This window comes from Luteibacter aegosomatissinici, from assembly GCF_023078495.1.
Classification (GTDB): Bacteria; Pseudomonadota; Gammaproteobacteria; order Xanthomonadales; family Rhodanobacteraceae; genus Luteibacter; species Luteibacter aegosomatissinici.
On record NZ_CP095742.1, the window covers coordinates 3,875,327 to 3,901,637 of the forward strand.

At 63.3% G+C, this 26,311-nt stretch carries 22 protein-coding genes; 8 read left to right on the forward strand and 14 right to left on the reverse strand.

Annotated elements, in window-relative coordinates:
* Positions 1–12: 12 nt before the first annotated feature.
* Genes L2Y97_RS17460 through L2Y97_RS17485 form a run of 6 tightly spaced genes read right to left on the reverse strand, consistent with a single transcriptional unit; the run spans position 13 to position 5,742 of the window.
* On the reverse strand, positions 13–1,260 hold the full coding sequence (locus L2Y97_RS17460; protein ID WP_247429127.1) for an aminotransferase class V-fold PLP-dependent enzyme: 1,248 nt from the start codon (positions 1,258–1,260) through the stop codon (positions 13–15).
* A gap of 15 nt (positions 1,261–1,275) precedes the next feature.
* Positions 1,276–2,601: a Fe-S cluster assembly protein SufD gene (sufD, locus tag L2Y97_RS17465; RefSeq protein WP_247429129.1), complete on the reverse strand. Its 1,326-nt coding sequence runs from the start codon at positions 2,599–2,601 to the stop codon at positions 1,276–1,278.
* Positions 2,598–3,383 (reverse strand): Fe-S cluster assembly ATPase SufC, encoded by a 786-nt coding sequence (sufC, locus tag L2Y97_RS17470; RefSeq protein ID WP_247436864.1) that lies wholly within the window; start codon positions 3,381–3,383, stop codon positions 2,598–2,600. Before sufC ends, sufD begins: the two co-directional genes overlap by 4 nt.
* A 20-nt stretch (positions 3,384–3,403) precedes the next feature.
* Positions 3,404–3,811, reverse strand: a complete 408-nt coding sequence (locus tag L2Y97_RS17475; protein WP_247429131.1) for an ACT domain-containing protein — start codon at positions 3,809–3,811, stop codon at positions 3,404–3,406.
* 3 nt (positions 3,812–3,814) lie between these two features.
* Positions 3,815–5,275, reverse strand: a complete 1,461-nt coding sequence (gene sufB / locus L2Y97_RS17480; RefSeq protein ID WP_247436866.1) for a Fe-S cluster assembly protein SufB — start codon at positions 5,273–5,275, stop codon at positions 3,815–3,817.
* Positions 5,276–5,289: 14 nt separating this feature from the next.
* The gene (locus tag L2Y97_RS17485; RefSeq protein ID WP_247429133.1) at positions 5,290–5,742 is read right to left on the reverse strand and encodes an SUF system Fe-S cluster assembly regulator; all 453 of its coding nucleotides are present in this window, start codon (positions 5,740–5,742) and stop codon (positions 5,290–5,292) included.
* A 268-nt stretch (positions 5,743–6,010) separates the two neighbouring features.
* On the opposite strand from L2Y97_RS17485, the gene L2Y97_RS17490 reads away from it, so the two are divergent.
* From L2Y97_RS17490 to L2Y97_RS17510, 5 genes are all read left to right on the forward strand, one after another.
* Positions 6,011–6,349, forward strand: coding sequence for a P-II family nitrogen regulator (locus L2Y97_RS17490; protein ID WP_139984600.1), 339 nt, complete (start codon positions 6,011–6,013; stop codon positions 6,347–6,349).
* Positions 6,339–7,664, forward strand: coding sequence for an ammonium transporter (locus tag L2Y97_RS17495; protein ID WP_425492862.1), 1,326 nt, complete (start codon positions 6,339–6,341; stop codon positions 7,662–7,664). The genes L2Y97_RS17490 and L2Y97_RS17495 overlap by 11 nt, the downstream gene beginning before the upstream one ends.
* Before the next feature lie 416 nt (positions 7,665–8,080).
* Positions 8,081–11,101, forward strand: coding sequence for a TonB-dependent receptor (locus L2Y97_RS17500; protein ID WP_247429137.1), 3,021 nt, complete (start codon positions 8,081–8,083; stop codon positions 11,099–11,101).
* Positions 11,102–11,364: 263 nt separating this feature from the next.
* Positions 11,365–15,924 (forward strand): RHS repeat-associated core domain-containing protein, encoded by a 4,560-nt coding sequence (locus L2Y97_RS17505; RefSeq protein ID WP_247429139.1) that lies wholly within the window; start codon positions 11,365–11,367, stop codon positions 15,922–15,924.
* Positions 15,925–15,935: 11 nt separating this feature from the next.
* Positions 15,936–16,349, forward strand: a complete 414-nt coding sequence (locus L2Y97_RS17510; RefSeq protein WP_247429141.1) for a hypothetical protein — start codon at positions 15,936–15,938, stop codon at positions 16,347–16,349.
* A gap of 1,018 nt (positions 16,350–17,367) precedes the next feature.
* Here the strand turns inward: L2Y97_RS17510 and L2Y97_RS17515 are convergent.
* From L2Y97_RS17515 to L2Y97_RS17525, 3 genes are read right to left on the reverse strand one after another with little or no spacing between them, the layout of a single operon-like run.
* Entirely contained in the window at positions 17,368–17,868 is a 501-nt protein-coding gene (locus L2Y97_RS17515; protein ID WP_247429143.1) for a RidA family protein, read from the reverse strand.
* Positions 17,865–18,290, reverse strand: a complete 426-nt coding sequence (locus L2Y97_RS17520; RefSeq protein ID WP_247429144.1) for a c-type cytochrome — start codon at positions 18,288–18,290, stop codon at positions 17,865–17,867. Before L2Y97_RS17520 ends, L2Y97_RS17515 begins: the two co-directional genes overlap by 4 nt.
* On the reverse strand, positions 18,287–19,891 hold the full coding sequence (locus tag L2Y97_RS17525; RefSeq protein ID WP_247429146.1) for a flavin monoamine oxidase family protein: 1,605 nt from the start codon (positions 19,889–19,891) through the stop codon (positions 18,287–18,289). Before L2Y97_RS17525 ends, L2Y97_RS17520 begins: the two co-directional genes overlap by 4 nt.
* A gap of 150 nt (positions 19,892–20,041) precedes the next feature.
* Between L2Y97_RS17525 and L2Y97_RS17530 the strand changes: the two genes are divergently transcribed.
* Positions 20,042–21,055, forward strand: a complete 1,014-nt coding sequence (locus tag L2Y97_RS17530; protein WP_247429148.1) for an aminoglycoside phosphotransferase family protein — start codon at positions 20,042–20,044, stop codon at positions 21,053–21,055.
* On the forward strand, positions 21,052–21,726 hold the full coding sequence (gene murU, locus L2Y97_RS17535; RefSeq protein ID WP_247429150.1) for an N-acetylmuramate alpha-1-phosphate uridylyltransferase MurU: 675 nt from the start codon (positions 21,052–21,054) through the stop codon (positions 21,724–21,726). The genes L2Y97_RS17530 and murU overlap by 4 nt, the downstream gene beginning before the upstream one ends.
* Before the next feature lie 123 nt (positions 21,727–21,849).
* On the opposite strand, the gene L2Y97_RS17540 is transcribed toward murU, so the two are convergent.
* From L2Y97_RS17540 to L2Y97_RS17555, 4 genes are all read right to left on the reverse strand, one after another.
* A complete protein-coding gene (locus L2Y97_RS17540) occupies positions 21,850–22,077 on the reverse strand; it encodes a hypothetical protein (protein WP_247429151.1) in 228 nt (75 codons plus the stop codon).
* A gap of 173 nt (positions 22,078–22,250) precedes the next feature.
* Positions 22,251–23,147, reverse strand: a complete 897-nt coding sequence (gene motB, locus L2Y97_RS17545) for a flagellar motor protein MotB (RefSeq protein ID WP_247429153.1) — start codon at positions 23,145–23,147, stop codon at positions 22,251–22,253.
* Between the two features lie 6 nt (positions 23,148–23,153).
* Positions 23,154–24,008, reverse strand: coding sequence for a flagellar motor stator protein MotA (gene motA, locus L2Y97_RS17550; protein WP_247429155.1), 855 nt, complete (start codon positions 24,006–24,008; stop codon positions 23,154–23,156).
* A gap of 81 nt (positions 24,009–24,089) precedes the next feature.
* Positions 24,090–25,349 carry an ATP-binding protein gene (locus tag L2Y97_RS17555; RefSeq protein WP_247429157.1) on the reverse strand — a complete coding sequence of 420 codons (1,260 nt, stop codon included), beginning with the start codon at positions 25,347–25,349 and terminating at the stop codon, positions 24,090–24,092.
* Positions 25,350–25,522: 173 nt separating this feature from the next.
* Here L2Y97_RS17555 and L2Y97_RS17560 point away from each other — a divergent pair, with 173 nt between their 5' ends.
* The gene (locus L2Y97_RS17560; RefSeq protein WP_247429159.1) at positions 25,523–25,909 is read left to right on the forward strand and encodes a response regulator; all 387 of its coding nucleotides are present in this window, start codon (positions 25,523–25,525) and stop codon (positions 25,907–25,909) included.
* Positions 25,910–25,986: 77 nt separating this feature from the next.
* On the opposite strand, the gene L2Y97_RS17565 is transcribed toward L2Y97_RS17560, so the two are convergent.
* A complete protein-coding gene (locus L2Y97_RS17565; RefSeq protein ID WP_247429162.1) occupies positions 25,987–26,262 on the reverse strand; it encodes a hypothetical protein in 276 nt (91 codons plus the stop codon).
* Positions 26,263–26,311 lie beyond the last annotated feature (49 nt).

Consider the following 26,311-nt stretch of genomic DNA (forward strand, 5'->3'; position numbering starts at 1 on the left):
CTACAGAAGGCCTTAGAGGAGGAGCTTGCGGACCCGGCCTACGGCTGCGATGAACTCGTCGACTTCGGCCTTCGTGTTGTAGAAGGCCAGCGAGGCGCGCAGCGTGGCGGGCACGCCGAAGCACTGCATCAGCGGGTGGGCACAGTGGTGGCCGGAGCGGACCGCGACGCCCTGCAGATCCAACAGTGTGGCCATGTCGTTGGCGTGGGCGCCTTCGAGCAGGAAGGAAATCACCGGCTCCTTTTCGGCGGCCTGGCCAAAGATCCGGACCCCCGGCAGGCCACTGATCGCATCCGTGGCATAGGCCAGCAGATCCTGCTCGTGCGCCTTCAGGCGATCAAAGCCAATGCCTTCGAGGTAGTCGATGGCCGCCTTCATGCCCGCGAAACCGGCGATGTTCGGGGTGCCGGCTTCAAAGCGGTGCGGCGGATCGGCGAATACGGTGCCTTCGAAGCGGACTTCGCGGATCATTTCGCCACCACCGAAGAACGGCGGCATGGTCATGAGGTGCTCGCGCTTCGCCCACAACGCGCCGGTGCCCGTGGGCGCCAGCATCTTGTGGCCGGTGATCGCGTAGAAATCGCAACCCAGGGCCTGCACATCCACCTTGCGGTGCGGGGCGGCCTGCGAGCCATCCACCAGCAGCGGGATACCGCGCTTGCGGCACTCGCGGGCGATCTCGCGTACGGGATTCACCGTGCCGGTCACGTTGGACACGTGGCCGACGCAAGCCAGCTTCACCTCGGGGGTGAGCAGCTTGAAGTATTCCTCGAGGATCAGCTCACCCTTTTCATTGATCGGGGCGGCCTTCACCACGGCACCGGTGCGTTCGGCGACAAGCTGCCACGGCACGATATTGGCGTGGTGCTCCATCACCGTCGTGACAATCGCATCGCCGGGCTTCAGGCGTGGAAGCGCGTAGCTGTAGGCGACCAGGTTGATCGCCTGCGTGGTGCCCGAGGTCAGGATCACCTCGTCACGCGACGGTGCATTGATGAAGCGGGCCAGGGCGTCTCGGGCACCTTCGTAGGCCGCCGTCGCCTCTTCGCCGAGCGTGTGCACCGCGCGGGCCACGTTCGCATTGTGCTCGCGATAGTGGCGATCCACCGCCTCGATCACCGATACCGGCTTCTGGCTGGTATTGGCGCTATCGAAGTAGATGAGCGGCTTGCCGTGCACGGTGCGTGACAGCAGCGGGAAGTCGGCACGGATGCGCTCGACATCCAACGGAAGGGGGGCGGTCTCGGCCCTGGCATTCATGGCTTGGCTCCGGACTTAATCGGCAGCAACCGTGGTGGGCAGGTGCGCCACCAGCAGGTCGCCCAGGTGTTCACGCAAGGCCTCGTTGGATAGCGATTCCAGCGCCGCCCGGCAGAACGCCAGGGTAAGCAGGCTGCGCGCCTCCACCAACGGGATACCGCGCGAACGCAGATAGAACAGCGAGCGTTCGTCGAGCTGGCCGATCGTGGCGCCGTGCGCCGCCTTCACTTCGTCGGCATAGATCTCGAGTTCCGGCTTGGTATCGATTTCCGCGGAGCCCGACAGAAGCAGGTTCTTGTTGCTGAGCGAGGCGTCGGTGCCATCGGCGCCCTCGGCCACCACGATGGCGCCGCGGAAGACGCCACGCGAGCGGCCATCGGCAATGCCGCGCCAGAGCGCTTCGGAAGCGGTGTCACGTGCCTTGTGGTGCACTTCCAGCTGCGTATCCACATGCTGGCGGCCGGCCAGCGCGAACACGCCGCGGGTATCGAAACGCGCACGGTCGCCCAGGACTTCGGCGGTGAGTTCGTGGCGGACGAGTGCGCCGCCGAGTTCGAGTGCGTGAACCGTCACATGCGCTTCGGCATCCAGCCGGACGTGACCGCGACGCACAAGCGTGGTGGCGGATGAGGCATCCTGCACGATGACCAGACCCAGCACCGCACCTTCACGCGCCGTGTAATCGGCCACCACCGTGCCCAGCTGCGGCGCAGCGCCTGCGGAAACGAAGTGTTCAACCACATCCGCCCGGGCGCCCTTGCCCACTTCCACCAGCACGCGAGCGTGCCAGGCGGTATCCGGCTGGGCGCCGCTGGTGACATGGACGATGTGCAGCGGCTTGGCCAGTGCGACGCCATCAGCCACGCGAAGCACGACGCCATCGCCGGCCAGTGCCGCATTCAGGTGAGCGAAGGCATCCGCGGCACCGCGGCGGTAGCGATTGGCCAGCGCAAAGCGCAGGGGCTCGGGCTGGGTACCAAGCGCGAGACTCAGAGGCGCCAGGTCGACGCCTTCGCCAGCACTCAGCGAGGAGAGATCGGCGCGGTAGACGCCATCAACGAGAACGACACGGGCACCATCGACGCCCGGCAACGTGGTGAGCGACGCCGCGATATCGGCTTTCGCCGCCACTTCCGCATCGGCAAGCGCGAACGCACGCTGCGAAAGCGCACGCAGCGGCGTGTATTTCCACGCCTCGTTGCGCCCTTCCGGCAGCCCGGTTTCAGCAAAGGCATCCAGGTTTTCGCGGCGCGCGGCATCGAGCCACGCAATGCCCGTGGCGGGCACCGCGGCGGCGGCATCCAGCGCCGCCCGCACGAACAGGGACGGCGCGCTGGTCATGCCGGCTCTCCGGCCAGGTCGGCCTTGCGCAGGTGCGGGTGCTTGTCGGCCAGCCAGGCGTAGCCTTCGGCTTCGAGCTTCAGCGCGAGCGACTTGTCGCCACTTTCGACAATTCGGCCGCCCGCCAGCACGTGGACGAAATCCGGTTCGATGTAGTCCAGCAGGCGCTGGTAGTGCGTCACGACGATGAACGAGCGCTCGGCCGAACGCAGTGCGTTCACGCCTTCGGCGACCTGCTTGAGGGCATCGATATCGAGGCCGGAGTCGGTCTCGTCGAGGATCGCGAGCTTCGGCTCGAGGACGGCCATCTGGAAGATTTCATTGCGCTTCTTTTCGCCGCCGGAAAAGCCTTCGTTCACGGCGCGGTGAAGCAGCTCGTCGGAGATCTGCATGATCTTCAGCTTCTCACGCACCAGCTTGAGGAAGCGCATGGAATCCAGCTCATCCTCGCCACGGAACTTCCGCTGCGCATTCAGCGCGGCACGCAGGAAGTAGGTGTTGTTCACGCCAGGGATCTCGACCGGGTACTGGAACGCGAGGAACAGGCCGACGGCCGCGCGCTCTTCCGGCTCCAGGGCCAACAGATCCTGGCCGCCGAACGACACCGAACCTTCCGTCACCTCGTAACCATCACGCCCGGAGAGGACGTTGCCCAGCGTGGACTTGCCCGCGCCGTTGGGCCCCATGATGGCGTGCACTTCGCCCGGGTTCACGGTGAGCGAAAGGCCTTTAAGGATTTCCTTGCCCTCGACGCGGGCATGGAGGTTTTCGATCTTGAGCATGTGCATGGCGGGGCTGTCCATCAGGGCGTCAGGTGCGAGAGCGCATCGAGCGCTTCGTCGCGGCGGTCCCAGGGCACGAAGATGTGATCGTGCAGGAACGCGGAAACGGGGTTGCAGGGAATGCCACGCTTCGCGAGCGCGGCGGAGACGGCGGCCATCATGCCCACCGCGGTCAGGCTGGACTGCACGCGCAGGGTGATGCACGCCCACAGCATGCGATCGCCACTGCGGTCATCCTCGGTCACGTCGACGATGAGCGTGGTGCCCTCGTCTTCGCGGAACATCATGAGCGCTTCGGCCATGCGCTCGCGGGCGCGATCGTGCGAGACATGGATGAAGCGCTTGGGCACCGGGTCCACAGCCGGATCCAGCGCGGCCAGCAGCGCGCGCAGGTCGGTGAGGCCCGGGGCGGAGCCAGCGATACCCATCGCTTAGCCCACCGCGCCTTCGAGCGAGACTTCGAGCAGCTTCTTGGCTTCCACGGCGAACTCCATGGGCAGCTCGCGGAACACCTGCTTGCAGAAGCCATCCACGATCATGGAAACGGCATCTTCCTCGCCAATGCCGCGCGAGAGGCAGTAGAACAGCTGGTCGTCAGAGATCTTCGAGGTGGTCGCCTCGTGCTCCACGATGGCGCCCGGGTTCTTCACTTCCATGTACGGGAAGGTATGGGCGCCGCACTTCTTGCCGATCAACAGCGAATCGCACTGCGTGTAATTGCGCGCGCCATCGGCGCCCTTCTCGATCTTGACCAGGCCGCGGTAGCTGTTGGAGCTGCGCCCCGCACTGATGCCCTTGGCCACGATCTTCGACTTGGTGCCCTTGCCAATGTGGATCATCTTGGTGCCGGTATCGGCCTGCTGGCGGTGGTGAGTGAGTGCCACCGAGTAGAACTCGCCCACCGAGCGATCACCGCGCAGCACGCAACTGGGGTACTTCCAGGTGATGGCCGAGCCGGTTTCCACCTGGGTCCAGCTGATCTTCGATTCCACGCCACGGCAATCGCCGCGCTTGGTCACGAAGTTATAGATGCCGCCCACGCCGTTCTCGTCACCGGGGTACCAGTTCTGCACGGTGGAGTACTTGATCTGCGCGCGATCGAGTGCGACCAGTTCAACCACGGCTGCGTGCAATTGGTTCTCGTCGCGCATGGGCGCGGTGCAGCCCTCGAGGTACGACACGTAGCTGTCGTCCTCGGCCACGATCAGCGTGCGCTCGAACTGCCCGGTGTTCATGGCGTTGATGCGGAAGTACGTCGACAGTTCCATGGGGCAACGGGTGCCCTTGGGAATGAAGACGAAACTACCATCGGAGAACACGGCGGAGTTCAGGGCGGCGAAGTAGTTATCGCCCACCGGCACCACGCTGCCCAGGTACTGGCGCACCAGGTCCCCGTGCTCGCGGATGGCTTCGGACATGGAGCAGAAGATGACACCCGCTTCGGCCAGTTCCTTGCGGAAGGTGGTACCGACCGACACCGAATCGAAGACGGCATCGACCGCCACGCCCGCCAGCTTCGCACGCTCATGCAGCGGCACGCCCAGCTTCTCGTAGGTCTCGAGCAGTTTGGGGTCCACTTCATCCAGCGACTTCGGGCCGGCCTTGGGCGCGGAGTAGTAACTCACCGACTGATAATCGATAGGGCCGATATCGAGCTTCGCCCAATCCGGCTCCGGCATGGTGAGCCAGTGACGGTAGGCGGCCAGGCGCCACTCGGTCATCCACTCGGGCTCGCCCTTGATCGCCGACAGCTGGCGGACGATGTCCTCGTTGAGGCCGGGCGGAAGGCTGGTGGATTCGATATCGGTGACGAAGCCGGCTTCATAGCGGCGGTTGAGCGCCTCTACGACTTCAGCGTTATCGCGCACCGGGTCTGCCACGTCGCGTGTCATGTTCTCGCTCTCGTTCATGCGTTTGCCTGCGCGGCATCGGCCGCGCCCTTCGCCGGCGCCGCTGGGCGCCCGGCAAGCATCTGTGCCAGGGTCATACCGCGCAGCACGCCATCGATGGCCCCGGAAACGGAGCGCCAGCTGCCGCTGACGCCGCACTGCGACTGACGATCGCAATGCCCCTGGGCGATGCTGCATTCGGTAAGCCCGATCGGCCCTTCCAGCGCCTCGACGATATCGGCCAGGCTGATCGCTTCCGCTGGCCGTGCCAGGCGGTAACCACCGTTCACGCCGCGGAACGAATCCACCAGCCCGGCGTGGCCAAGCAGCTTGAGCAGCTTGGAAACGGTGGGCAACTCCAGGCGCGCCTCATCGGCGATCTGAGCCGTGCTCAGAACGTCGCTGGGGTGCGTGGCGATGACGGTCATCACCACGGTGGCGTAGTCGGTTAGTCGGCTGACGCGGAGCATCGGCGGGAACGGGGAATGGGAAACCGGACCAAAATGGTACTGTTTCGAGGTCCATTTTGCAACGCAGCGTGGCCAAGCCCTTGTAGGAACGCGCTTGCTGGGCACCAGTATGGACGATTGTTCGCTCCATATTGGTGCAAACCATCTCGTATGTACCTTTGGCACGACGCCGCAGGCGTTGTCGCACAACGGCTTCGCTCCCTCTGCCGCGGGTGGCACGCATCGTGCCTTGTCTTCCCTATCCAAACCAGATGGGGAAGCGCGGCACATGAAGTGGATCAACGCGATCATCAAGCCGTTCACGCTGGACGATGTCCGTGAGGCCCTGGCCGAGGTAGGCGTGCAGGGCATGACGGTGACCGAGGTGAAGGGGTTTGGCCGCCAGCATGGCCACACCGAGCTCTACCGGGGTGCTGAATACGTTGTCGATTTTCTCCCCAAGCTGAAGATCGAGATCGCGGTAACCGACGAACAGCTCGAGCGGGCGATCGAAGCAATCAGCACGGCCGCGCGTACCGGCAAGATCGGCGACGGCAAGATCTTCGTTATCGATCTCGAACAGGCCATCCGTATTCGCACGCAGGAGGTGGATGGCGATGCGCTTTAAGTCCTTCCGCTCCCTTGCCGCCGTAGCGGCCTGCTCCCCTGCCCTCGCATTCGCCCAGGCCGCTGCGCCCGCCAAGCTCGATAGCGGCGATACGGCCTGGATGCTCACGGCCACCATGCTCGTCCTGCTGATGACGATCCCGGGTCTCGCGCTCTTCTACGGCGGCATGGTCCGTGCGAAGAACCTGCTTTCGGTGCTCATGCAGTGTTTTGCCATCACGGCGCTGGTCACCGTGCTGTGGGTGGTTTACGGCTACTCCGTCGCCTTCGACACCACCGGCATGGCCGCCGGCACCACGGGGCTGCATTCGTTCGTGGGTGGCTTTGGCCACGCCATGCTCGCGGGCCTCGCCCCGGGCAGCCTGTACAACACGGTGCCCGAAGCCGTGTTCGTGATGTTCCAGATGACCTTCGCGATCATCACCCCCGCGCTGATCGTCGGTGCGATCGCCGAGCGCATGAAGTTTTCCGCCTTGCTGGTGTTCACCGCGCTGTGGTTCACGGTGGTGTACCTGCCCATCGCACACATGGTCTGGGGCGGCCCCGGCTCATTCCTCGGCGATCTGGGCGTGCTCGATTTCGCCGGCGGCACAGTGGTGCATATCAACGCGGGTATCGCCGGCCTCGTCGGCTGCCTGGTGATTGGCAAGCGCCGCGGCTACCCGACGACGCCCATGCCGCCGCACAACCTGGGCTACACGCTCGTGGGCGCAAGCATGCTGTGGCTGGGCTGGTTCGGCTTCAACGCGGGCTCTGCCGTGGCTGCCAACGGCAGTGCCGGCATGGCCATGCTGGTCACGCAGATCGCTACGGCCGCCGCCGCCATTGGCTGGACCGCCGTGGAATGGATCACCCATCGCCGCCCCAGCGTGCTGGGCATTGCCTCGGGCGCCGTGGCAGGTCTCGTCGCAATCACTCCCGCCGCAGGCACGTGCGGCCCGGGCGGCGCGCTGGTGCTCGGCCTCGCCGCCGGCGTCGTTTGCTTCTTCTGCGCGACGCGCCTGAAGCGAAAGCTGGGCTATGACGATTCGCTCGATGTGTTCGGCGTGCACGCGGTGGCTGGCATCCTTGGTGCACTGCTCACCGGCCCGCTCGCGGCACCGGCACTCGGCGGCTTCGGCACGGTTACCGACCTCGGCCTGCAGCTGTGGATCCAGTTCAAGGGTGTGGCGTTCACTGTCGTGTACAGCGCGGTGCTTAGCTACGCGATCTTCAAGGGCATTGCCGTGACCATGGGCCTGCGCGTGGATGAGGAACAGGAGCAGGTCGGCCTGGACCTCGCGCTGCACGAGGAGCGCGGCTACAACCTGTCCTGAGATTTATCTCACCACTTTATCGAAAGAGCCCGGTCATGCCGGGCTCTTTTCGTTTCCGCGCGACAAAAGTGGGTTGTCGTTCGTCGTTTCCTACGAATTTCTTCATGGCGCAGGCGTTTGCATCGCCGCGACAGACGTCCATATGGCTGTTTGGCCCTAACGCCATCCAGCGCCGCAAGTCGCTGATTTCGTTTCGTATAGACGCCATAGCTAGGTGTCATCGTACCTTCACGCAGGTTTGACACTCGTAATTTCCTGCCATAGAACCAGAGCTCACCCGCTACCGGGCAGCCCTCCGCAGGGGAATGGCGAAAGGCCGCACGCCGGGTGAATCACGCGAGCTTCCCCCATGAGCTCGCTCCAACTCCGTCGTCAACCAAGGGGCCCTTCCACAGGGGCCCGGTAGGGGCTTTTGCATGTCGAAAAATCACTCCGCCCGCCTGTTCCTGCGCCCCACGGCGCTGGCGCTCGCGCTCGGCCTAGCCGCCGCTGGAAACGTCTACGCACAATCCAACGCCTCCGGCGTGGTCTTCGGTCGTGTCTCCGCCGACCAGGGCACCACCGTGCACCTGCAGAACGTCGATACCGGCCTCAGCCGCGATATCAACGTGGATGCCGAGGGCCGCTATCGCGCTTCGTCGCTGCCAGTCGGGCGTTACAACATCTCCGTCATGCGCGATGGCGCGACCGTGAGCACCCGCGAGAACGTGTCGGTGCAGATAGGTTCGGGCACCGACGTATCGTTCGTGACCGACGCCGCATCGGCGGCAAATGCAGCCACCCTTGAAGGCATCCAGGTCACGGGTACCGCGTTGCCGACCATCGATGTCTCATCCGTGGATTCGCGCACGGTCCTCACCGCGGAACAGCTGCAGAAGCTGCCGATCGCGCGTGATGTCACCTCGGCCGCGCTACTCGCCCCGGGCGCCGTTGGCGGCGATTCGCGCTACGGCAATGTCGCATCGTTCGGTGGTGCCTCCGCCGCGGAGAACCAGTACTACGTGAACGGCTACGCCGTCACCAACGCGCTGACCGGCCTTGGCCTTATCAGCCTGCCGTACGACGCGATCGACCAGCAGCAGATCTTCACCGGTGGCTACGGCGCCGAGTACGGCCGCTCCACCGGCGGCGTGGTCAACATGATCACCAAGCGCGGCGGCAACACGTGGAAAGCTGGCGGCCAGGTCATCTACACACCGGAAGCCTTGCGCGACGATCCTCGCAATATCTACCTGACGAACGGCCAGCTCTACCAGGACCGCACCAAGAACAAGAGCTGGAGCACCGAGTACTCGGCGTACATCAGCGGCCCGCTGGTCAAGGACAAGCTGTTCCTGTACGCCACGGGTGACTTCATCCGTACCGAGGGCTTTACGCGCGGCTCGACGGCGGCGGCCACGGATACAAACTACACCACCAAGACCAACCGCTACCTGGCCAAGATCGACTGGAACATCAGCGATAACCACCTGCTCGAACTCACCGGCTTCAGTGACAAGACCACCGAGCAGAACGATATCTACGCGTACAGCTACGCCACCGGCAACCGTGGCGCTTACCGTGGTTCGCTGTACAACAAGAACTACGGCACCGCCGGCGCCACGCCGGGTGGCGATGTGTACATCGGCAAGTACACCGGGTACCTCACCGACGATCTCACGGTGAACGCCCTCTACGGCCACAGCAGCACCAAGCACCAGCAGACGGTGAACTCCGTCGGCGGTGAGTGCCCCCTTATCACCGGCAGCTTCAACGAGAACGGCCGCACCATCTTCCCGCCGAACTGCTATCTGCAGGGCCAGCTCCTTGCGCCGGGCGCAGAAGACAAGACCCACGGCTGGCGCCTGGACGTCGAATACCGTGTGGGTGATCACGACCTGCGTGCAGGCCTCGATAACCAGACGCTCGAATCGTTCTCCGGCAACTCGTATGAAGGCCCGGATTCCGGTCGCGCGAATGGTGGCGCGTACTACTGGACGTACGGCAACGCCCCGGCGAGCGGCACAATCAATGGCTACCCCGATGTGCTGTTCCCGGCCGGCACCACCCGTTACGTGCAGCGCGTGTACTACTACGCCGCATCTAACGTGAAGACGGTGCAGGAAGCGCAGTTCATTGAAGACCACTGGCAGGTCAACGACCGCTGGCTGGCGTACATCGGCTTGCGCAATGAGCAGTTCAAGAACGTAAATGGCGCGGGCGATGTGTACGTGAAGCAGCGCCACCAGCTGGCACCGCGCCTCGGCCTCACCTGGGACGTGTTCGGTGATTCCTCGCTGAAGGTGTACGGCAACGCGGGCCGCTACCACCTGGCCATCCCGTCGAATGTCGCCATTCGTGCCGCTTCGGGCTCCTACTTCCTGCGCCAGTTCGGCACGTTCGACAGTATCGATCCGGTCACGGGCATGCCCGTCGGCTTCGTGCCCAATGGCCGCGAGTACGCATCGAACGGCCACGATGGCACGAACCCCGATCCGCGCACCATCGCGGCCAAGGGCATGGATGCGTACTACCAGGATGAGTACATCCTCGGTTTCGACAAGCAGCTGGGCAGCGACTGGGTCGTGGGCGCCAAGGCCACCCTGCGCAAGCTGAAGAGCTCGATCGACGACTTCTGCGATTCGCGTCCGTTTGAAAACTGGGGCGCGCGCAATGGCGTGGACATGAGCAACGCCACCATCTCGGGCTGCTACCTGTTCAACCCGGGCAAGAGCAACACGTTCCAGGTCGACATGGATGGCAACGGCAACTTCCGTGACGTGACACTGACCAAGGGTGACTTCACCAACAACGGCATCGGCTTCCCGGATCTCAAGCGCAAGTACTACGCCCTCAACCTCTATGCCGAGAAGCAGTTCGACGAAAAGTGGTACGCGAAATTCGACTACGTGTTCTCGCGCAGCTATGGAAACTCCGAGGGCATGCTCAAGTCGGATATTGGCCAGCGTGATCCGTCAGTGACGCAGGACTGGGATGCACCGGAAATCATGGTGGGCTCAAACGGCCCCCTGCCGAACGATCGCACGCACCAGTTCAAGGCTTACGGCTTCTACCAGATGACGCCGGAATGGCTGCTCAGCGCCAATATGGTGGTGGCCTCGGGCCGACCTGTTAACTGCATTGGCCTCGCCCCGGGCGATCCCATCCAGTACGGCGCGTCATACTTCTACTGCGACGGCAAACTCTCCCCGCGCGGTTCGCGTGGCCGCTTGCCGTGGACGCAGCAACTGAACGTCGGCGCCGAATGGCGCCCGGCTTTCGCCGACCACAAGCTGGGCTTCAACGTGGACGTCTTCAACGTCTTCAGCCAGCAGCGCGAAACCAGCGTTATCGAGGTCGGCGAAAACGCCGCCGGCGTGCCGGTGGCGACCTATAAGCGTGCCAATTCGTACACCCAGCCGCGGTACTTCCGCTTCTCGGTCCGCTACGACCTGTAATCGCAAATCGTGCCGCGCGGCTCTCCCACCGCGCGGCACCTCTCCCCTCTTGGGAGGCATTCTCGACCCGGCGCGCAAGCCGGGTTTTTTATGCCCGCGGGTTGAGAATCCCGGACACTTGATGCGTCAAGACGCTCATGATCTCGATTCTGCAAACGACCGCACATAACGGTTGACGGGCATCATTTTTCAGAATCCTTCCATAGGCAGCGACGATGGGGGTGTCTAGCCTGCGCGATTCGTTATCGCCAGTAAGGAAAGGCATGCCCTCGGTCCCTCGAAAAACCCCGCGCATTTCCATTTTATCCCTCGCTATAGGCGCAACCTCGGCCGCATGCCCGACGTACGCGCTTGCCACGACCCTTCCGGAACGCTTCCCGTCATACGAGGATGGCTTCTACACCTTTGGACGAAATCTTGGCATCGATACATCCATTGATGTCTATGCTGATGCCGCACGAATGAACAGCGCGATCGGCAGGATCGTCGCCAACTATTGCGGTAGCGCGTCCGATTGCCAGCTACTACGCACTGTGAAGACCCCCGTCCACGGAGCCGCAGGTAAACAAAGCCAGGCAACGAAGGTGGAGATCGTCATGGGCTCGATCGATCGCCCATGGACGTCGCACGCCATTTCCATCGTTCGCTCCTGTCCTAATGGCGCAGTGCTTGTCGATGACCAGGGCAATCATTACGACAACCGCGACGGACGGACATCGTACACACCCGTCGCGTGCGAGCCGTCACGCATCCGACCCGCGCCTGCCGATCTCGGCGCACCGATGGAAAGCGGGGCCAACCAGTGTCCGATAGGTAACGCGCCCACGGTCGGCAATCCCATCAATCCGCTGACCATGAGCAAGATCGAGACCGCCACGGACTACGACGATCCCTCAGGTTCGGGGCTGGCGTTTGTCCGCCGTTATCACAGCGGCGCCATGTCAGCCGAGCGCGACCAGCTCACCACGCCATTGTCCCTCTACGTGGAAGACTCGCGGATGGGGGCCCGCTGGCGCCACACGTGGGACCGGCGCATTGTCCATCGCGGTGACTATGATCCGGACGCGGCCGCGTACGTGCAGTCGCTGTTTCTTATCCGCGAGGACGGGCGCGAGGTCCGTTTCCGGCATCGTGGAAAGAGCTACGTACCCGAGGCTGGCGAACGGGGCACATTACGCGACGATGCGGGAAAAGGCTGGATCTACACCGCGCCCGACCTGACTGAAGAGCGTTACGACGAAGACGGCTACCTGACCAGTCGCTCCGACAGCAACGGCAACACCACGACGCTTTCGTACGCAACGATCTCTGGGTGGGGCGTTCGTGACCAACGGGCGCTCGTTCGCGTGCAGGACCCGCAAGGCCGGGAACTCCGCCTCACCTATGACGACGTGGGCCGGCTAGCGACGCTCAGCCTGCCAGATGGGTCCACGGTGACTTACGCCTACAGCAAGGCCGTGAACCGCGACCAATTCGACCTGGTCGGCGTCACCTACGCCGATGGGCGGCAGATCACCTACGTGTATGACGAGTCGGCCATGGGCGGAAAGCCAAGCCACAAGCTCACGGGCATCGTCGGCGCCGATGGCAAGCGCTTCGCCACATTCGGCTACGACACCGACAACCGGGCCATTCGCTCGTCTCACGGGGACGATCTGGAGTGGACTGCACTGAAGGTATCGCGCGACGGTGTCGTCGTAAGCGGCAAGGATCCACGCCGAGATGAAACCTGGTCGTCGGTCCGGCCCGATGAGCGCGTCCGCCTGCAGAAGCGAACCGAACGTGTGCGCGGCAATTCGGCGAGCCGCACATTCGATTATCAAGCGGGCGGCGTGGTCGCCAGCCAGACCGATTACCTTGGTGTACCAACCACGTACCACTACGACGACGCACGCGGTCTTGAGACAGAGCGCACGGAAGCGGCCGGCACCAGCGCCGCCCGGACGATAAAGACGACGTGGCACCCGGCCTTCGACAAGCCGACGCGCATCGATGACGGCACGCGCTGGACGACGCTGACGTACGATGCCAAGGGCAATCTCACCGAGCAACGTAACGGCGGATTGGCCGATGCGGCCGACCCGCGTTCCGCGGCGTGGCCCGACGAACGCGTTACACGCTTTGCCTACGATGCGGCCGGCCGGCTTGCTTCGATCGACGGCCCCATCGCCGGTAGTGTGGATACCACCCGCTACGCGTACCGCCTGAGCGACGATCCCGGTTGCGCGAAGGGTTCTTCCTCCTGTGCGTGGCGTAAGGGCGACCTGCACACGCTGGCGAATGCGCTTGGGCACGTCACCACCGTGCTCGCTTATGACGGCGCAGGACGTGTCCTGGCCAGCACCGATGCCCAGGGTGTTCGTACCGATCGCCGCTACGACGAGGCCGGCAGGCCAGTGGAGGTTGCGCTGCGTGCCCGACAGGATGGAAACCCATCCGCTGGCGACCGCGTGACCCGCATCGCCTACAACGCCAACGGCGATATCGAGACGCTGACCGACGCGGATGGTGCCAGTGTGCGGCATATCTACGACGCCGCGCACCGCCTCGTGGAACGCATCGACGCCCAGGGCAACCGGCAGCGGCTCGACCGGGACGACCAGGGCCTTGTCGGTGCCGTAACGCATCTTCGGCCCGACGGCACCGAGGATGCTCACAGGGAATTCACCTACGGCACCCACGGCATCCTGGAGAGCATCCGCGACCGCGACGGGTTCACCCTTTCGTTCCCGGCCGATGCAAACGGCCGCTCCAAAGGCGTGGAAGGCAATACCACCAAAGTGGCGCTCATACGCGATGCCCGTGGTCGCGTAACCCGCCGCACCGAAGGCCAGTTCCTACTTACGGCGCAAACGGATTTCACGTACGACGGTGCCGACAACACCAACACCGTCGTTGACCCGAAGCGGCTCTCCACGGGATACCTACACAACGGCCTGGGTGATCTCCTCTGGCAGCGCAGCCCCGATAGCGGGGAGACGGCGTTCGAGAACGATGAAGCGGGCCAGGTCGTCGGCGAAACACCCGCCGACCACCGCCGCATCGAGCGCGGACACGACGCCCTGGGTCGCGTCACCACCCTAACCTACAGCGACGGCAAACAGACACGCTTCACCTATGATGTCGCGTCGTCTGTTTGCCCCGCTGGCGAGACGTACGGCGTGGGTCGCCTCGCGAGCGCCACCGACCGTGATGGCGGAAACACGACCTTCTGCTACGACTTCGCTGGCCGGGTGGTACGCAAGAGCCAGACCGTGCGGGGCGTTCGCCTCGACCTGGCTTACGCGTACACGCCCGCCGGGCGACTGGCCTCCATGACCTACCCGGATGGCCGCCGCGTCGTCTATTCACGGGATGCCATGGGCAACATCGTCGATGTGAGCCTTGACGGAGGCACCGTACAACCCATCGTCACCGCCATCCAACGCGACTCCCTTGGCCGCCCCATCCAGTGGACTGCGGGCACTCGCACCCTCACCCGCACATACAACCTGCAGGGCGCCTTGACCCGGGCGACGGATGGGCGCCCGGACGGCCTCGACCTGGCGATCACTTATGCCGACGGCAAGGGCAAGACCCTTACGAGTAGCGGCACAACGACCAACGTCACACATGACGCGCTAGGTCGGGTCACGGCCACCGGCCCAACCAGCGCACGGCAGACGTACACCTACGACAAGACGGGGAACCGCCTGAGCTGGACGGCGCCGCCTTCTCCAGTGAAAACGTACGAATACCCTGCGGACAGCCACCGCTTGATCATGGCTGCGGGCGTGCTTCGCGGCCATGACGAGAACGGCAACACCACCCACATGGATGAGCGCGAATTCGTCTACGACGCCAGCGGGCGCATGAGCCAGGCCAAGGTGAACGGCGTGGTCGAGATGAACTATCTCTATAACCCATTCGGGCAGCAGGTGGCGCGGTACATCGCAGGGCAATCAACGATCGCGCTGCACGATGAATCCGGGCATTGGTTAGGTGACTACGACAGCGCCGGACGGGCCATTCGCCAGGCTGTATGGCTGGATGACCTGCCGATCGCAGCCCTTGATGGCGACACCGTCCACGATATCGAGGCCGATCACATCGGTACGCCGAGGGTCGTGATTGATCGCGCAAGGGACAGGGCCATTTGGGCATGGGACATCCTTGGCGATGCCTTCGGCTCCAACCCGCCCAATGACGATGCCGATGGCGATGGCCGGAAGTACCTGTTCGACATGCGCTTTCCGGGGCAACGCTTTGATGCGGTCACCAAGCTCTATCAGAACGGGTGGCGTGACTATGATCCGACAAGTGGACGATTTGTACAGAGTGACCCGATCGGTCTGCATGGCGGGATATCCCTCTACGCGTACGGCGAAAACAATCCTCTCGTTTTCATTGATCCACGCGGGCTTTGGTCGTTCACCCTTGAGGCATACGCGCTGCTTGGTGGCGGCGTCAACATCGCCTGGAAGAACGGCACCTTAGAACTTACCGGACGTATCGGTCTTGGGTTTGGTGCAGGAGCGTCACTGGACCCAGATGGCGGTCCATCTAAGCACGCAAAGTCCTGCGGGTCTGGCTATATCGGGCGCACGACCGGTACGTTTTCCGTCGGGGCCGGACTAGGGCCGATCTCAGCGCAGCTCAGCGGCATCAGCGCATCAGAGAATGTATTCGACCTGAGCCAAAAAAGTCATGCGATGGACTGGGGAACGCGCAGTTACACCGGCCTCAGCCCAGTGATCGGAGCTGATGGAACGAAACCCACTCGCTACTCGGTCCGCGCATCCGCTTCACTCGGCTTCGAGTTTGGCTCTTACTCCAATTGGTAGCGCGAGATCTAATGGAAACGGCAACTGACGAACGCAACACAACACGACGGAGCAAGGTAACCCTGCTTCGATGCATCACCGTCATGCGTTGGATTGGCCTGTCCATCCTGACGATCTTCATTGTGACCAGAGCACTGGTGAACCATATTTCCGTCGGGAGGGACTTGAGATTGTTCGTCTCAGCCATCCCGTCGTTGGTCGATCTTACCGGCCCGCTCAAACCATCGGACGTGACGGTTCACGATCTTTCCATGAACTTAGATCCGGACGGACTAACACTTTACGCCTCCGTAAGCGCCTCCGGTCCAGTGGGAGACGTGGTCCTAGCGATCGAGGGGCGGCAAAAAAAGACGGATGCAGTCGCCTCATTCCACGTGATCTCGATGAGGAAATCACATTGCTACGTGTCTCTGTTCTGCGAGTAATGCTGATAAGACATCATCTTCTGACCTCAGCCTAATCGACAGCGTTGCGGCGCAGCCCTTTCACGTGCCCGCTCCTCGTGTTTCCGTGAGAGCGCCCAACCTCGCTCCCGTGAAAGACTTCGCGGCCACCGCTGCGCCTACAAGAAGTGAGCCAGGGACCGGGACGGCAGCTGAAGCTGCCTCCGGAAGAGACAGGCGAATCGGTGATGAACGCATTCAATAGTATCCGGGCGTTCGCACTGGCCATCTGTTTCGCCGGAGCGTTAGTCGCAGGAATCCGTAGCTGCATCACGCAGCACGACAACTTACTAAAGCGTCCTCTGCCCACGATCGCTGACCTAAAGCGCGTCTTCTCGACGCTCCCCTTGTACGACAGATTTCAACTAGCTCGATCGTCCGATAGATCATTCATCGTAAGTATCGGTGCTATCGCGCGTATCAAGGGGAAACAAGAAGATCTACAGCGACTTCTTAGCGACGGTCTCACTCAGAATGACTGGATCATTCGTGAAACGGGCGATGGCGAAAAGTGGCGTATCCATCTCTGCAAACGCGGTATCGAAACAACTTTCAGGATGGAAACTTACCAACAAACGGTATACATCAACGTCAACCTAACGTACGACACCACAACCTCAAATTGCCCTAAATGACAAACACAACCAAGAAAGTCTTCGGGAAATTAGCTGAGAAGATTCCATCGAGCGAATCGGATAGATGCGCGACTATCGCATCCTTCACCGAATATTCGGACGTGACATTGTGAAGCCACTCATCGCAGTTGTTCACGGATCTATCTTTCGAGGGGTTTGGCGGTGCAATCTCCACTGTCCTACCGAACGCGTTTCCGAAGGAGTTTGCTACTAAAACATCATCTGCTGACCTCAACCTCGTCGACAGCATTGTGGCACAGCCCCTCACCCTCCCGCTCCTGGTGTATTCGTGAGAACGCCAACCCGGGCGCTCTCACGAAAGATGCCGCGGCCAAGACCACCCCAACAGCAACCGGGCCTGGCTATCAGGGACGGACGGCAGTCACTTCAATTTCGACCAGGAAGTTCGGGCTGGCCAGCGACGCCACCTGCATGGCACTGCGCGAAGGCAGGTTCGGCTGCTGGGGCGTGCCGAAGAACTGCGTATAGCCGCCCATGAAACCGCCGAAGTCCATCTTGCCGCCCTTCGCCGGGTCGCCTACCAGGAACACCTGCATCTTCACCACATCGCCCATCGACAGGCCCATGCCCTTCAGTTGCTTTTCGATCGAGGTGAGCACGCCGACCGTCTGGGTCTTGGTGTCGCCGTAGGCCTGCGGGCTGTCCTTCGGCGCGCTCGCATCCGCCACGGGCGGCACGACGCCACTGAGAAACACCAGCGTTTTCCCGGCGGGGATTTCCACGGCAGCGGAAATAGGGAATGTGCTGTTCGGAATCTTGTGGCGCACCACCTCGGCCGCAAAAGCCGGCGTAGCGAGAAGACAGGCGGCGGCGGCCAGGATGACGGAATGGTGGGTGAGCTTCATCGTGAATCCTCGGGTTTCGGTGCGGGCGGACGGAACGCCTTGACCTGGTCGGCGGTGAGCGCATCGGTGTAGTGGTTGCCGAAGTGCGTGCGCACGTAGTTCACCACATCGGCAACCTGCTGGTCATTGAGCAGCATCGAGAACGGTGGCATGCCACCGCGGCCGTTCAACACCATCACGGCGGGATAGGCGCTGGAAGCAAGCTTTGGATTCGAAGCAAGCGCGGGGTAATGCCCTGCCCCGACAGCCCCCTTCGCATCCGGCATATGGCAGCCCTGGCAGATGTGGGTAAAGATCTGCTCGCCAGTCACGTGCGCCGCGTCCTTGCGGGAAAAGAATGCTGCGTCATTGGTTTGTGCCATGGCGGTGCCCGTGGCCAGCAGGCTGGCGACAGCCGCAAGGCGAAGCATCAGCGCCTTCATGCCGCACCTCCGGCCACCGCCTTGCGGTGCAACTGGTCGATCGCGGCCAGCGAGGAAAGGATGGCCCCCTCCTGCCATGCAGGCAAGTACGACGCGTGTTCGCCGGCCAGCACGATCCTCCCGTCGATCGAGCACAGGTTGGCATAATGCTGCTCGCGAGCCTGGTCGGTCCACCAGCCAAAACAGCCCAGCGTGGAGGGCACCCGGTGCCACGCCACGGCCATGCCGTTCTCGTATTCGGTCTTGTACTGCGGGTGGACCTGGCTGCCGTATTCGAGCGCCTTGGCAATGCGCGTAGCCGGATCGAGCGAGGTGAACTCGTACGCTTCGGTGAAGAAGGCATACGCGCCAAGCAGCACGCCCTTCTTCGTGCCTACACCATGGCTCGGATAACCGATCATCCCGATCGGGGTATCGCTGGTACTCACGCCGCCGTAGATCCGGTCGTCTTCTTCCCAGAAACGCCGCTTGAACTGCAGCCCCACCTTGGCGGACGACATGTACGGCACAGCCGAGATGGCTGCCGCCTTCTCCGCGGACACCTGGACAGGAATCTGGCTGAGGATGGAAAGCGGAATGGTGCAGACACACCAATCGGCCGTGGCCTGCTGGGCCTGCCCCGGCCTGGCGGTATCTTCGTAAGTCACGGTCACCCCACGATCGCTCTGCGCGATCGCGGTCACTTTGCTGTTGTAGCGGATGACCTGCGGGCCGAGCTCACGGACAAAGGCCTTGCCGATCGCATCCATGCCACCCACGGGCTGCAGCAGTGTGGTCTGGTATTCGTACATGGCGCTCATGCCTAGCTGCTTCCACAGCCCGGACTTGAGGACGTCCGATATACCGACCGGTTGGGAGAACTCGGGCTTGCCACTGGGCCCGCCACCGGGCTCCTTCGCGTACCCACGGTGTTCACTGCTGTCGCGGCCGGCCACATAACGGAACTGGCTATCGAGGCCGCCGAACTGGCGCAGTGATTCAAGCAGGACTTCGCGGTCTTCGTTCGACACCAGGTCATCAAGCGCCCCCTTGCCCGATGCCTTGGCGAGCAACTCGGCGATGCCGCCATGCCAATCCGCCTGCAGCTCGCGAAGCCGTTGCGGTTTGCCACCGAAGGCCTCGGGGTTATGCATGTAGGCGTTGTGGTTCACCTGCACGAACGGTTCGAGCTGTACACCGAACTGGTGACAGTAATCGAGTACGCCGGTGTGGTGGTAAGGGATGCGCCACGGGCCCGGATTGAAGTAAAGCCCCTTGTCGAAGCGGCAGGTCTGGGTGTGGCCACCGAGTTCGGTAAACGTGTCGCCCCCGCGCAAGGTCCAGTTGCGTCCGCCGGCACGGGCGTTGTACTCGAGCACCTGCACCTTGTAGCCCGCCTTGCCCAGCTCGTAGGCGGCGACGAGGCCGGCCAGGCCAGCACCCAGGATCAGCACACTGCCTTTCCCACTGCCTTGCAGCGGCGGCGGTCGCCGGTAGGTCGATTCCGCGGCAAAGCCCAGGTTGGTCATCGCCTGGTACATCAACGCGCTGCCCCCAGCCACGCCAATCATCCGCAACAGGTCGCGCCGACTTAGCGACGCGGGCGGGAATTCGCTACCCATACCACTACCCCTTGGCTACCCCGATGCCACAGAGTAACCATACGTTGCAGTGCACAACAACAGGTCGTTAGGCATGCACCGGGTTGGTGCTATGACAGCGCTGCGCAAACGCTCTAAGCTGCTTTGATCGAATCCCCATTGAATACCCGCATGACCTCCACTCACGACCGTGCCGCCGCCCGCCTCGCCTGGGCACGCCATGCCACTGGCCAGTCCGATCTCGTGCTTGAACCCGCCTCCGCTGATGCCAGCTTCCGCAGCTACTGGCGCGGCTATGTCGATACACAGCCCGTGATCATCATGGATTCACCGCCGGCCCAGGAGAACCCTGCGCCCTGGGTCGAGATTGGCAAGCGCCTGCATGATGCGGGGCTGCACACACCGACCGTAATGGTGGCCAACCTTGAACAGGGTTTCCTGCTGATCGAGGACCTGGGCACGCGCACGTACCTCCCGGAGCTAAACAACGAGACCGCGGACGCGCTCTACGGTGATGCACTCGATGCGCTGTTGCGCATGCAGATGCACGTGGAAACCACCGGCCTGCCTGCGTTCAACCGCGAATGGCAGACCATGGAAATGGAGATCATGCCAACGTGGTTTTTGCAGAAACACCTCGGTGCTTTTGTCGAGTGCGAAGAATGGGACGTCGTGGAAGGCGCCTTCAGTGCGATCCTGCATTCGCTCGCCGAGCAGCCGCGCGCGTTCATGCACCGCGATTACCACAGCCGCAACCTGCTGATCACCACCGACCGCTCGCCGGGCGTCATCGATTTCCAGGGCGCCATGTCCGGACCGATCACCTACGACCTGGCGTCATTGCTACGCGATGCGTACGTGGTGTGGGATAACGAACGCGTGGAAGGCTGGGTTGAGGCGTATCGCCTGCGCCTGCTCGATGCGCGCCTGCTCGACGAGACCGTGGACACCGACCGCTTCCGTCGCTGGTTCGACATGGCCAGCCTGCAGCGACACATCAAGATCCTCGGCCTGTTCTGCCGCCTTTACTACCGGGATGGCAAGGCGGGCTACCTCAACGATCTTCCCCGCGTCCTCCAGTACGTACTGGATATCGCACGCCGCCATGCCGATGTTGCGCCGCTGGCCGATTTCATCGTCGCGAAGATCGGTGATCGCGATATCCGCGTGCCGGTGGCCGCATGAGGCATGCACTGATCCTCGCCGCGGGGCGTGGCGAACGCATGCGGCCATTGACGGATACCACCCCCAAGCCATTACTCGAGGTGCACGGTAAACCGCTCATCGTTCACCACATCGAAAAGCTTGCAGCGGCCGGCGTGAACTACATCGCCATCAATACGTCGCACCTGGCCGATCAGTTCCCCGAGGCGCTGGGGGACGGTTCGCGCTGGGGCGTTCGCATCCGCTATTCGTATGAAGGCCCCACGCCACTGGAAACCGGTGGCGGCATGCTGAAGGCCCTGCCGCTGCTCGGTAGCGAGCCCTTCATCGTGGTGAGCGCGGATATCTGGAGCGATATCGATTACGCGGCGTTGCCTTGGGAACCCGAAGGCGTGGCGCATCTCGTCATGGTGCCGAATCCGGATTTCCATCCGAAGGGCGACTTTGCGCTGCTCGATGGAAAGCTATACGACGAGGAGACGCCAGCGGGCGCGGAGCGCCTGACGTTCGGAAACGTTGGCATCTATCGGCCCGGGATCGTCGCGAGTGAGGCGCCCGGTACATTCAAGCTGGCGCCGATGTACCGGCGGGCCATTGCGCAGGGGCAGTTGACCGGCGAGAAGTTCAATGGGTTCTGGCGAAATGTGGGGAGCCCGGCGCAGCTGGATGAGTTGCGGGCGCAGGCGACCTGATCCGCGCGCGATCTGTAGGAGTCCGCCCTGTGGGCGACGCTGTTCGCGATAGAGCCGCCGATCCTGTAGCGGTATCGCGAAAAGATGTCGCCCACAGGGTGGGCTCCTACGGAGCTGCTGTGTTTACTGGATGGTTTCGGCGGTGATTTCGCGAAGCCGCTCGCGGCCTAGTGCGAATGCTTCGTTGTAGGCACTGGTGACGTCGATGAAATCGACGGTGCCCATGCCGGCGTCTATTTCTTCGCCGATATGATCAAGGATGCGATAGCTCGACCGGTAGAACTGCTCGCCTGCTTCGCCGCTGTGCTTTACCGCCCGGCCGACGACTCTGAACTTGCTGTTATTTTCCACGGTGTTCCTCCCCCCTGGGAGTCTCCGATACTGCCGGGGTATCGTGACCGTTTCAAGTGATTTCCACTTCAAGGTGACAACTTCGCGCGAAGAACATCGCCCGGCCACTACCGGGAACCCTGAAGGACGGATGGGTTCGGGGCAGGTGCCGGGCGATGAAACGCGTGATCGATTTAGTTGGCCCCGCCGGCCATGGCGGTCGCTTCGTTCAGCGCAGCCTTCGCGGCCTCGTTGGTCATGACCACGATACTGATGCGGCGATTGGTGGGTGCAGACGGATCGTTCTTGTCGAACGGCACCGAGGCCGCCAGGCCCACGACGCGTGCCACCTTGTTCGGCTGCATGCCCCCATCGGTAAGCGTGCGGCGCGCGGCATTGGCGCGATCGGCGGAGAGTTCCCAGTTACCGTACTGACTATCGGCGCGAATATACGGCGCACTATCGGTGTGGCCCGAGATGCTGATCTGGTTCGGCACCTGGTTGATGAAACCCGCCAGCTCGTGAAGGATCTGCACCGTATACGGCTTCAGCGCACCGCTACCCGTATCGAACATGGGGCGGTTCTGCTTGTCGACGATCTGGATGCGCAGGCCTTCCGAGGTGATGTCGATCAGCAGCTGATCCTTGTACGGCGCCATCGCCTGGCTCTGCGCAATCGCCTCCTGCAGGTCCTTCATCAGCTGCTCGAGGCGCTTCTTCTCCTGCTCCTTCGCGAGCTTTTCAGCCTCGGCCGACGTGGCCGGCTTGGCGAACTGCTGCTGATCGCCCGGGCCCTTCGGCAAATCCATCGCGCCGCCCAGCTTGATCATGCTGGTACTGGCACCACCGGGCCCCATCTTTCCCGAGGGCGCCATGGTGGACTGGCCCTGGGTCATGCTGGGGTTCTTGAAGTACTCGGAGATGGCGGCGCGCTGCTGCTTGGTGCCTGCGCCCACCAGCCACATGACGAGGAAGAACGCCATCATCGCCGTGACGAAGTCGGCGTAGGCCACCTTCCACGCGCCACCGTGGTGGCCGTGGCCGCCCTTCTTCTTGCGGCGGACGATGATGACTTGCTTGAGCTCGGTCATCGCTGATTACCGGGCAGCCTTCAGGTGGCCTTCCAGGTCCTGGAAGCTGGGGCGGCTGGACGAGGTGAGGGACTTGCGGGCGAACTCCACCGCGACCATCGGGTTGTAGCCACGCAGGTTCGCCAGCAGGCCCACCTTCACGCATTCGAACGCCCTGCCATCGGCGTTCACGCGGGCTTCCATGGCCGCCGAGAGCGGGCCGATGAAGCCGTACGACAGCAGGATGCCCAGGAAGGTGCCGACGAGGGCACCTGCGATGTGCTCACCGATCACGGCGGCATCGCCATCGATGGATTTCATGGTGATCACGATGCCGAGCACCGCCGCCACGATGCCGAAGCCCGGCAGGGCGTCAGCCATCTTCTGCACGGCCAGGGCGGGCGCGAGCGCTTCGTGGTGGTGGGTTTCCAGCTCCACGTCGAGCAGCGCTTCCAGCTCGTGCGGATCCATGCTGCCGCCGACGATCAGGCGCAGGCAGTCCGTGATGAAGTCGATGAGGTGGTGCTCCGCGACCAGGCGCGGGTACGCCGTGAACAGCGAACTGTTCTCCGGGTTCTCAATATGTTCTTCCATGGCCAGCTGGCCGTCCTTACGCATCTTCACGAAGATGTCGTAGAGCAGCGACAACAGGTCCACGTAATCCTGTTTCTTGTATTTCGGGCCCTTGAACAGGCCCAGGGCATCGCGCGCGGCGCCCTTCACGATGTCCATCGAATTGGCACTGATGAACGCACCCACGGCCGCGCCGAAGATGATCAGGAGCTCATAGGGTTGCCACAGGGCACCAATCGTGCCGTGCGAGAGCACATAGCCGCCCAGCACCGAGACCAGGACGATGATCGAACCGATAATGACCAACATGACTTCACTTCCTCCCAGTCGGATGACTTATCGGCCGCTGGGGCGCGAAGTTGAGGGTTTCTGTCACGTTTTCTACACGATTCAAAAGGCGTTGGTAAGCGCTCCCGCATAGCGTGGGAAAACCAGCCGAATCCGCGTACCGATGCCGGCGTCGCTTTCGATTTCCACACCGCCCCCGGCCTGGGCGACCGTACCGTATACCTGCGCAAGGCCAAGCCCCGAACCGCCCTGCTTGGTCGTGAAGTACGGCTCGAACAGGCGCTCGCGCACCTCGTCCGACATGCCACCCCCTGTATCGGCCACGCAGACAAAAACCTGGCGCGCCGGCACGGGCTCACGCCGGGCCTCGGCCATGGCGTCATCCACCAGCCGGTCGCCCACCTGCAGGACGATCGTGCCCATGCTGCCCATGGCATCACGCGCATTGAGGCACACATTCATAAGCGCCTGCTCGATGCCGTGGCGATCCACCCAGATGGGGAGCGCACCGGGCTGGCGCAGAACCTCGATACCCACGCGGCCACCCATGCCATGGCGGGCAAAGTCGGCAAAGCTTTCGACCAGGTCACCCAGGTCGATCGGCTCGGGATTCAGAGGCTGGTTACGGGCGAAGGCCAACAGCCGGCGGGTCAGCGCCGTCGCATGGCGAGCCCCCTCCACCGCGTACGTGAGCATGCGACGCTGGTGCGGGGTGAGATCATCGGCCTCGTCCTGGAGCCCGGAGAGGCTCACTATGACCGTCTGCAGCATGTTGTTGAAGTCGTGCGCGATGCCACTGACCAGTTGCCCCACGGCCTGCTGCTTCTGGGCCTGGCTGGCGGAGGCTTCCGCGAGTTCGCGCGCGCGGCTGGCCATGTCCAGTTGCTCCTTCAGGGAGGCCAGGCGGCTCTCCGCATCCTTGCGTGCCCAGTTCTCGCTCTCGAACCGTTCCAGCAGCGTGCCGTACTGGGTAGTGGCGCTGGCGGAGCGAGCCACGGTCTCGTTCAGCCGCTCCTGTAACAGCTCATTGATGGATTCCAGCGCGGCCTGAAGCTCGACGCGCTCGGTGACATCGCGGCTGATCACGATGAAGTGGTCCAGGCAGTCATCGGCGACGACCGGCGCGACCATGACCTCCCACCAGCGCGAGGTCCCCAGCGCGGTGCGCCGCGGGCTGACAAACTCCACGCGTTCACCGGCCGCTGCACGATCAAGGACGCGCGCCACCATATCGCGAGCCTCGGGCGGCCACAGGTCCAGCCAGCGAACGCCCAACAGCCGCTCCACACCTCCCGGTGCAAGCGACATGCAGCCCAGACCCGCGACGAAACGAATGACGCCGTCGCGGTCGAGTTCCTTCATGCAATCGGCGGATGCTTCGACAAATTGCCGGTACCGCCCCTCCCCTTCACTCATCGCCGCTGCCCCTGACCCGTCGGTTGGCGTTGAACACCACTATCACGCGCCGTACGGGCGGCTCATGTCAAGGCGAATCTGTCACGCGACCACGACGAAAGCAGCGCGACATTGGGGCCATGACGGATTCCCCCGCGCCCCCGCACCATGCCTCGATCCTGATCGTCGAGGACGACCGGACAGTCCTCGACATCACCAGCTTCGTGCTGGAGACAGCCGGCTACCCCGTGCTCACCGCGATGAATGCGGACGAGGCGCTGGCCGTGCTGGCCCTGCATCCTGAAGTCGGGCTGGTCCTTACCGATGTGAATATGCCCGGCAGGATGGACGGGATCGACCTGGTCCACGCGGTGCGGCGCTCGGGCACATCGGTCCGTTGCGTGGTGGTGTCAGGGGATGCCCTGCACGCGGCCGAGCGGCTCGACGGGGCGGCGCCCTTCCTGGCCAAGCCGTATGACCGTCGGTCATTGTTGCAAGCGGTGGGGGCCGCGCTGGGGACCGGATGAACGACCACCGGCACGGGCCCGCTGGGGCCGTGTCGCAAGGGCGGTCACGCGCAAGCGCGCTCCTACAGGGGCCTCGGTCAGGCGTCGGATTCGGGCTTGTCGTCGTCGAAGCCGGTTTCACCTTCGGCGAATACGGGGGCGCCATCCTCTTCCACGCCCATCACCAGGCCCAGGGCTTTTTCGGCCCCGGCGGCGGCGCTCGCCTCGTCGCGGAAGCTGCGGTTTTCATAGACCGCATAGTACGAGGGGAAGCTGCCATCGGCCGGGTGAGACGATAGCCACGCGGTGTAACGGGAGCCTTCCCGGCTCGCGCCACTGCGCAGGGTGAAATTCGGGAACTCGCGTTCTGCCATGGCCGTCGGTCTTTACTGGGCGGGAAAGTCTAGCTTACGCGGGGGCTTG

What these genes read in the sequence shown, in the direction of transcription:
- L2Y97_RS17460 (WP_247429127.1), bottom strand. Translation starts at nt 1,260, where the DNA reads ATGAATGCCAGGGCCGAGACCGCCCCCCTTCCGTTGGATGTCGAGCGC.
- sufD (WP_247429129.1), bottom strand. Translation starts at nt 2,601, where the DNA reads ATGACCAGCGCGCCGTCCCTGTTCGTGCGGGCGGCGCTGGATGCCGCC.
- sufC (WP_247436864.1), bottom strand. Translation starts at nt 3,383, where the DNA reads ATGCTCAAGATCGAAAACCTCCATGCCCGCGTCGAGGGCAAGGAAATC.
- L2Y97_RS17475 (WP_247429131.1), bottom strand. Translation starts at nt 3,811, where the DNA reads ATGGGTATCGCTGGCTCCGCCCCGGGCCTCACCGACCTGCGCGCGCTG.
- sufB (WP_247436866.1), bottom strand. Translation starts at nt 5,275, where the DNA reads ATGACACGCGACGTGGCAGACCCGGTGCGCGATAACGCTGAAGTCGTA.
- L2Y97_RS17485 (WP_247429133.1), bottom strand. Translation starts at nt 5,742, where the DNA reads ATGCTCCGCGTCAGCCGACTAACCGACTACGCCACCGTGGTGATGACC.
- L2Y97_RS17490 (WP_139984600.1), top strand. Translation starts at nt 6,011, where the DNA reads ATGAAGTGGATCAACGCGATCATCAAGCCGTTCACGCTGGACGATGTC.
- L2Y97_RS17495 (WP_425492862.1), top strand. Translation starts at nt 6,339, where the DNA reads ATGCGCTTTAAGTCCTTCCGCTCCCTTGCCGCCGTAGCGGCCTGCTCC.
- L2Y97_RS17500 (WP_247429137.1), top strand. Translation starts at nt 8,081, where the DNA reads ATGTCGAAAAATCACTCCGCCCGCCTGTTCCTGCGCCCCACGGCGCTG.
- L2Y97_RS17505 (WP_247429139.1), top strand. Translation starts at nt 11,365, where the DNA reads ATGCCCTCGGTCCCTCGAAAAACCCCGCGCATTTCCATTTTATCCCTC.
- L2Y97_RS17510 (WP_247429141.1), top strand. Translation starts at nt 15,936, where the DNA reads ATGGAAACGGCAACTGACGAACGCAACACAACACGACGGAGCAAGGTA.
- L2Y97_RS17515 (WP_247429143.1), bottom strand. Translation starts at nt 17,868, where the DNA reads ATGAAGCTCACCCACCATTCCGTCATCCTGGCCGCCGCCGCCTGTCTT.
- L2Y97_RS17520 (WP_247429144.1), bottom strand. Translation starts at nt 18,290, where the DNA reads ATGAAGGCGCTGATGCTTCGCCTTGCGGCTGTCGCCAGCCTGCTGGCC.
- L2Y97_RS17525 (WP_247429146.1), bottom strand. Translation starts at nt 19,891, where the DNA reads ATGGGTAGCGAATTCCCGCCCGCGTCGCTAAGTCGGCGCGACCTGTTG.
- L2Y97_RS17530 (WP_247429148.1), top strand. Translation starts at nt 20,042, where the DNA reads ATGACCTCCACTCACGACCGTGCCGCCGCCCGCCTCGCCTGGGCACGC.
- murU (WP_247429150.1), top strand. Translation starts at nt 21,052, where the DNA reads ATGAGGCATGCACTGATCCTCGCCGCGGGGCGTGGCGAACGCATGCGG.
- motB (WP_247429153.1), bottom strand. Translation starts at nt 23,147, where the DNA reads ATGACCGAGCTCAAGCAAGTCATCATCGTCCGCCGCAAGAAGAAGGGC.
- motA (WP_247429155.1), bottom strand. Translation starts at nt 24,008, where the DNA reads ATGTTGGTCATTATCGGTTCGATCATCGTCCTGGTCTCGGTGCTGGGC.
- L2Y97_RS17555 (WP_247429157.1), bottom strand. Translation starts at nt 25,349, where the DNA reads ATGAAGGAACTCGACCGCGACGGCGTCATTCGTTTCGTCGCGGGTCTG.
- L2Y97_RS17560 (WP_247429159.1), top strand. Translation starts at nt 25,523, where the DNA reads ATGACGGATTCCCCCGCGCCCCCGCACCATGCCTCGATCCTGATCGTC.
- L2Y97_RS17565 (WP_247429162.1), bottom strand. Translation starts at nt 26,262, where the DNA reads ATGGCAGAACGCGAGTTCCCGAATTTCACCCTGCGCAGTGGCGCGAGC.